Origin of the sequence: Streptomyces niveiscabiei (assembly GCF_001419795.1) — a bacterium.
GTDB classification, from domain to species: Bacteria; Actinomycetota; Actinomycetes; order Streptomycetales; family Streptomycetaceae; genus Streptomyces; species Streptomyces niveiscabiei.
Genome location: NZ_LIRL01001170.1, coordinates 1 through 1,355, shown reverse-complemented (window position 1 = coordinate 1,355; position 1,355 = coordinate 1). Strand labels below are relative to the sequence as shown.

Genomic DNA, 1,355 nt, shown 5'->3' with positions numbered 1-1,355 from the left:
TCGGCGAGCCGCTGGACGAGCGCGAAGAACAGGGCTTGTTCGGTGACCGACAGGGGCGCCAGGAAGACCTGGTTCATGCGCGCCGTACGGACGGTCAGCTTGCGGTGGACGCGTACGCCCTCCTCGGTCGGCCGCAGCAGGGAGCGGCGGCCGTCCTGCGGGTCGCGGACCTTGTCGATGAGCCCGCGCCTGCCCAGCCGGCTGATCACCTCGGCGATCGTCGACCGGTCGAGCCCCACGCGCTCCCCCACCGTCCGCTGGTCGAGGCCGGGCTCGGCGACGAGCGTGTTCAGGACGGCGAACTGCGGGGAGGTGATCTCCTCCGAGACCATCGTGTTCCACAGCAGGTAGTGGGCCTGCTGGAGCCGCCGGGCCAGGTGCCCGGGGTGAGTGGTGAGGTCCACCGCGCCCATGGAGACTCCCCTCGTCGAATTCGTTGGTGCACTGAACGATACCCGCACGGTCCACTCGCTGTCTTTACGCTCCGCACACGTTCTGCCTGCTTCAATGCAAGGGTCTTGACGGTCGGCCGTCGCGGTGGGAGCGTGAGGACATCCTCGCTGAAATGCTCAGTGCGCTGAGCAATGGGAGAGATGGGGCTCGACGGATGGACAAGGTGGTCGCCACGGCCCGCGAGGCGGTGGCCGATGTGGGTGACGGCGCGTCGCTCGCGGTGGGCGGGTTCGGACTGAGCGGTGTGCCGACCGTGCTGATCGACGCGCTGTTCGCACGCGGGTCGGGCGGGTTGTCGGTGGTCTCCAACAACTGCGGCGCGATGGAGTCCGGGCTCGCGGTGCTCCTCGCGGCCGGGCGCATCGCCCGGGTCACCGGGTCCTACATCGGGGCCAACAAGGAGTTCGCGCGCCAGTACCTCGCCGGTGAGCTGGAGGTCGAGCTGATCCCCCAGGGCACGCTGGCCGAGCGGCTGCGCGCGGGAGGTGCGGGAATCCCCGCCTTCTTCACCCCGGCCGGGGTGAAGAAGGAGGTGCGGGAGTTCGACGGGGTCGAATACGTCCTGGAGCGCGGCATCCGCACCGACTTCGCGCTGGTGCGCGCGGCCAAGGGCGACCGGCACGGGAACCTCGTCTTCAACAAGTCCGCGCGCAACTTCAACCCCCTCGCGGCGATGGCCGGGCGGGTCACGATCGCCGAGGTCGAGGAGCTGGTGGAGCCCGGCGAGATCGACCCGGACGCCGTGCATCTGCCGGGGATCTTCGTCCAGCGCGTGATCGCGCTGACGCCCGAGCAGGCCGGTGACAAGAAGATCGAGCAGCGGACGGTGAGCAGCTGATGGCCTGGACACGCGAGGAGATGGCCGCGCGGGCCGCGCGCGAGCTGCGGGACGGACAGTACGT

2 protein-coding genes and 1 pseudogene are annotated in these 1,355 nt (G+C 69.8%); 2 read left to right on the top strand and 1 reads right to left on the bottom strand.

Annotated features, from left to right (window positions below):
- Window positions 1-413 (bottom strand): MarR family winged helix-turn-helix transcriptional regulator (locus tag AOK24_RS41605; protein WP_055725078.1); only part of this gene is annotated, 413 nt, incomplete at its 3' end.
- 194 nt (window positions 414-607) lie between these two features.
- Here AOK24_RS41605 and AOK24_RS41600 point away from each other — a divergent pair.
- Entirely contained in the window at window positions 608-1,291 is a 684-nt protein-coding gene (locus tag AOK24_RS41600) for a CoA transferase subunit A (protein ID WP_055725077.1), read from the top strand.
- Window positions 1,291-1,355: pseudogene (locus AOK24_RS52570) on the top strand (succinyl-CoA--3-ketoacid-CoA transferase); the annotation flags it as partial. The gene AOK24_RS41600 and the pseudogene AOK24_RS52570, both read left to right, overlap by 1 nt.

Excerpts from the sequence above, each read along its gene's own strand:
- AOK24_RS41600 (WP_055725077.1), top strand. The coding sequence starts at position 608 with ATGGACAAGGTGGTCGCCACGGCCCGCGAGGCGGTGGCCGATGTGGGT.